Source organism: Saccharomonospora iraqiensis subsp. iraqiensis (assembly GCF_000430445.1).
In the GTDB taxonomy this organism is placed as follows: Bacteria; Actinomycetota; Actinomycetes; order Mycobacteriales; family Pseudonocardiaceae; genus Saccharomonospora; species Saccharomonospora iraqiensis.
Genome location: NZ_KE387056.1, coordinates 23,640 through 28,452, shown reverse-complemented (window position 1 = coordinate 28,452; position 4,813 = coordinate 23,640). Strand labels below are relative to the sequence as shown.

General features: G+C 72.2%; 3 protein-coding genes and 2 pseudogenes. 4 read left to right on the top strand and 1 reads right to left on the bottom strand.

The genetic code is table 11. The annotated features are described in order from the left end of the window. The 4 genes and pseudogenes from ACTIR_RS21635 to ACTIR_RS0104135 form a co-directional block, all read left to right on the top strand. Positions 1–356, top strand: a pseudogene (locus ACTIR_RS21635) (hypothetical protein); the annotation flags it as partial. A gap of 68 nt (positions 357–424) precedes the next feature. Further along, on the top strand, positions 425–1,666 hold the full coding sequence (gene manA / locus ACTIR_RS0104145) for a mannose-6-phosphate isomerase, class I (RefSeq protein ID WP_034238300.1): 1,242 nt from the start codon (positions 425–427) through the stop codon (positions 1,664–1,666). A gap of 179 nt (positions 1,667–1,845) precedes the next feature. Then, positions 1,846–2,763 (top strand): cation diffusion facilitator family transporter, encoded by a 918-nt coding sequence (locus ACTIR_RS0104140; protein ID WP_026453322.1) that lies wholly within the window; start codon positions 1,846–1,848, stop codon positions 2,761–2,763. A gap of 193 nt (positions 2,764–2,956) precedes the next feature. Further along, the gene (locus ACTIR_RS0104135) at positions 2,957–3,754 is read left to right on the top strand and encodes a hypothetical protein (protein ID WP_026453321.1); all 798 of its coding nucleotides are present in this window, start codon (positions 2,957–2,959) and stop codon (positions 3,752–3,754) included. A gap of 90 nt (positions 3,755–3,844) precedes the next feature. Here ACTIR_RS0104135 and ACTIR_RS0104130 read toward each other — a convergent pair. Next, a pseudogene (locus ACTIR_RS0104130) lies at positions 3,845–4,813 on the bottom strand (hypothetical protein); the annotation flags it as partial.

The window sequence follows — 4,813 nt, the reverse complement described above, 5'->3', positions numbered from 1 at the left end:
AGGACGCGGCCGGGTACCGCCGGGCGATGGCGCGTCCCGCACTGCGCCGCGCCGCCGTCGCGGGCTCCGCGGAGCGCGACATTTTCGCCGACCCGGACGATCCCTCCACTCAGGGCCCGGCACCCCGGGTGCTGTTGGTGTCCGTGCGGACCGGACCGGTCGCGGACACCGCCCGCCACCAGGCCGGGGAGATCCTGACCTCGGCCGACCTACTGGCCCCCGCCGAGGAGATCTCGGCCGACGAGGCGGGCCGCGCGGCCGTGTCGGCGTTGCGACTCGAGATCGCGGCGCTGTATCTCGGCCTCGCGGCGGGAACGATCGGAGGCACCGGCCACGCCGCACCGGTGACCGTCTAGCAGCCGGCGCAACCGAGCGACCAGGCCCGAGTGACCAGGCCGGTGACGACGACCGGCGAGGAGTTGAGTTGACCGTGGAACTGCTGCGGAACGCAGTCCGGCCCTATGCGTGGGGTTCCCGGACCACGATCCCGGAGTTGCTGGGTCGGCCGGCACCGGCCCCCCATCCGGAGGCGGAGCTGTGGATGGGCGCCCATCCCGGCGACCCCTCCCACGTCGTCGACGCCGACGGGACCGAACGCAACCTGCTCGACCTCGTCGACGGCGACCCGGAGGGGCAGCTCGGCCCCCGCTGCGCGGCGCGCTGGGGTGGCAGGCTGCCGTTCCTGCTCAAGATCCTCGCCGTCGAGGAACCCCTGTCGCTGCAGGCGCACCCGTCCGCCGAGCAGGCCGCCGAGGGGTGGGCGCGGGAGGAGCAGGCGGGTATCCCGCGCGACGCGGCCCACCGCAACTACCCCGACCCGACCGCGAAGCCGGAGCTGGTCTGCGCACTGACCGAGTTCCACGCCCTCGCCGGGTTCCGCGACCCGCACCGGACGGTGCGGCTGCTGCGGGCGATCGACACGCCCGGCCTGACGAAGTACACGGACCTGCTGGCCGCCCAGCCCGATCCGGACGGGTTGCGCACCCTGTTCACGACGTGGATCACGCTGCCGCAGCCCACGCTGGACCGGCTGCTGCCGGAGGTGCTCGACGCGTGCGTCCGGCACATCAAGGATCAGGGGGAGTTCGACACCGAGTGCCGCACCGTGCTGGAACTCGGGGAGACACATCCCCACGACGCGGGGGTGCTCGCCGCGCTGCTGCTGAACCGGCTGACCCTGCGGGAGGGGGAGGCGCTGTACCTGCCCGCGGGCAATCTCCACCTGTACCTGCACGGGACGGCCGTGGAGATCCTCGCCAACTCGGACAACATCCTGCGGTGCGGGTTGACGATGAAGCACGTGGACGTCCCGGAACTGCTCCGGGTGGTCGACTTCGCCTGCGGTGACATGCCGGTGCTGACCGGCGGCAGTCCGGACGGTGACGGACGGGTCGCCGTGTACCACACGGACGCCACCGAGTTCGAGCTGTCCCGGGTCGAATGGGCCGCCGACGAGCGCGCCGGGGTCCGCCTGGACGGCACCGGTCCGGAGATCCTGCTGTGTACGGCGGGTGAGTTGTTGTTGTGCTCCGAGGACGGCACCAAGGTCGAGTTGCGCCGGGGGCAGTCGGTGTGGCTGCCCGCCGCCGATCCGGCGGTGGAGCTGCACCCGGTCGGCGCGGCACCAGCACGGGTCTTCCGCGCCACCGCGGGCATCTGCGCCTGACCGACCTCCGGCGTGTCCGGATCGTCCCGCGTCGTCCCGCACCGTCCGGACCCGCCGTCACCGCGGGTGTGCGTCGGGACACATCGTGCCCTCCGTTCTCCCGGCGTCGCGGTGTCGCACCGTGATCGGCTCTAGACTTCCCGCGTCCGGTGACAAGGCGAGACACGGGGGGGAAACGCATGGCGGCCGACGGGGGAACGAGGGCGATCCTGGCGGCCCTGTTCGCGAACGCGGGGATCGCTCTGGCCAAGTTCGTCGGGTTTCTGATCACCGGATCGTCGTCGATGATCGCCGAGTCGGTGCACTCGGTGGCCGACACCTCGAACCAGGGACTTCTCCTGCTCGGGCAGAGGACGGCGAAGCGGAGAGCGACCCGGCTGCACCCGTTCGGGTACGGGCGGGACCGCTACTTCTACTCGTTCGTGGTGGCCCTGGTCCTGTTCACCCTGGGGTCGGCGTTCGCGCTGTACGAGGGTGTGCACAAGGTGAGCCACGCCGAGGACCTCGACTCGCCGCTGGTCGCCGTGGTGATCCTGCTGGTGGCGATCGCGCTGGAGACCTACAGCTTCCGCACGGCGATCGTCGAGTCCCGTGCGATCAAGGGGGACCGGTCCTGGTGGGCGTTCATCCGGCAGGCCAGGACCCCGGAGCTGCCCGTCGTGCTGCTCGAGGACGCGGGGGCGCTGTTCGGGCTGGTCTTCGCGCTGTTCGGGGTCGGGCTGGCCGTGGTGACCGGCAACCCCGTGTGGGACGGCGTGGGCACGATCATGATCGGGATCCTGCTGGGGATCATCGCCCTCATCCTGATCGTGGAGATGAAGAGCCTGCTCGTCGGCGAGGGCGCCGCGGACGGCGAGCTCGAGACGATCGTCGAGCGGCTCGCCGACGGGGACGAGGTCGAACGGGTCATCCACATCCGGACCCAGTACCTGGGCCCGGACGAACTGCTGGTGGCCGCCAAGCTGGCCCTGCGTCCGGGGCTCGAACTGGCCGCGGTGGCGGCCGCGATCGACGGGGCGGAACAGCGCGTGCGTGCGGAGGTGCCGGCCGCGCGGTTGATCTATCTGGAGCCGGATCTGTACCGCGTGCCGGTGTGAAAGGCGGGGAATCGCGTCCGAGGTTGCGAATCGGACGCGATTCGCACCGGCCGCGGTAAAGGATGGGATTCGATCCGGTCACCGGGAACGCAGGGCGCTCCGTCCGGGCCACCCACGTATTAGGGTCCGTCCGGACCATGCCAAGATCATGGCCCCCTGATCCGCTTCCTCCTTTCCGTACCCGGAGTGCCGTATGTCCCTGATGTCGAGGTTCCGTCCCCGCACCGTCGCCGCCGGTCTCGCGTGTGGCCTGCTCGTCGGCACGGCCACCGCCACCGCGGGTGCCGTCGCCGCGGAGGAGGACCCCGGCGAGGACCCGCGGGCGGTCGCGCACGACGGCAACACGGTGACGTGCGAGGATTACAAGGGCGGCATCCTCGTCAGCTACGGCGATGACGGGGACGTCGAGAACGTCCCCGAGGTGGCGACCGAACAGGGTGTCCCGAACCAGGACCGTTTCCTCGACATCACCACCATTCCGGAGCGCACCGAGGTCACCGCGATCGTCGTGAAGGGCGCCGACGGCTACAACGTCTACACACCCGGCGAGGACGGGCTGTCGGACGAGCCGGCGTGGACGGACCTGCGGGCCCCGCTGAACAACGGCGACAACATCCCGGCGATCAGCCACTGGTTCGCCTGTGGTTACCAGCCCACCACGACGACCTCGGAGGAACCCACGTCGGAACCGGAGGACGGGCCGACGCAGGACGACGGGCCGGACGAACCGGGTACCTCGTCCGAACAGCCCACCACCGGGACGGAACCGGGCGAGGAGACCACGACCGGGACCGAGGCGACCACGACCGCGACCGGCGGTTCCGGCACCACGCCGCAGACGGCGGAGACCACGGTGTCCCCGGTGAACGAGAACGACGACCTGGCCACCACCGGCTTCGGCAGCGGCTGGCTGATCGCCCTGGGAGCAGCGCTCCTGCTCGGCGGCGGCGCCCTGCTGGCCCTCACCCGCCTCCGCCGCTCCAGGGGCTGAGCGACCCGGGTTTTGCCGTGAGGGGCACATTCCCTGCACCCGACGCAGGGAATGTGCCCCTCACTTCGCCATACGCAGGAAAAGTGCCCTTCACGGTCTCCCGGACGGGGGAGCGGTCGGGACGCCCGGCGCGCCGCCCGCGGTCTCGGGGGGTGGTGGGTGTGGTGGGGGTTCCAGGCCCGCCGCGAGGGTGACCGCCCGGTCCCACTCCGGGTCGACGACGTAGTCGGCGTGCCTGCGGAGCCCGGCCACCCAGCGTCGGGCCTCCGTGGGCTCCGGCATCGGGTCGGGCAACCAGTGGTCGCCGCCGAGGACCAGCACCCCCGGGTCGTTTCGGGAGGCGGCCGGCAGCGGACCCACGCTCCCGTCCGGGAGGTATCCGACACCGAGCAGGGCGCCGTCGGTCACCTGGTGGCGCCAGGTGGTCGCGCCCCCGCCGAAGGTGTCCGTACCGCGGCACAACCCGCGCCAGCGTTGCCCGAGCATGCCGTACAGGCGGGCGAGGCCCGGATGGGCGAACACGGCCGGGAACGCCCGCTGATACCCCCACTGCAACGGGGCCCCGGCGGTGACCAGCCCCAGGCGTTCCCGTTCGGCGGGGGACAGCTCCGCGGCGAGTCGGCCCGCGGCCATCACGGCGAGCAGGCCGCCCACGTGGTAGCCGGCGAGGACGACACGGCGTTCCGGGTCCCGTAGCTGCCCTCGCGCCCGTTCGGCGAGTTCGGGAACGGCCTTGACGGCGTAGGACGGCGGCACCCCCGGGTGTGCCGCACGCGGCCAGAAGCACACCAGGTCGGCGAAGGCCGCGAGATGCCGCCCGTGCCGGGGTGCCGTCGCGGCGGTGTACACGGCGCGGAGCAGGCCACCCGCGAGCAGCCCGAGGGCGACCACCCCGGCGCCGGACAACGGATCGAGCGCCGGGGGGACGTCGACCTCGGCGACCCGCAGGACGACGAGCACCGTGGCACCCGCGCTGAGGGCGAGCGCGATCCCGAGCACCAGCCGGTGCAGGTACTTGCGCTCCCATCCGGCCCGGGCCCAGGCGTCGGCGGCCTCCCG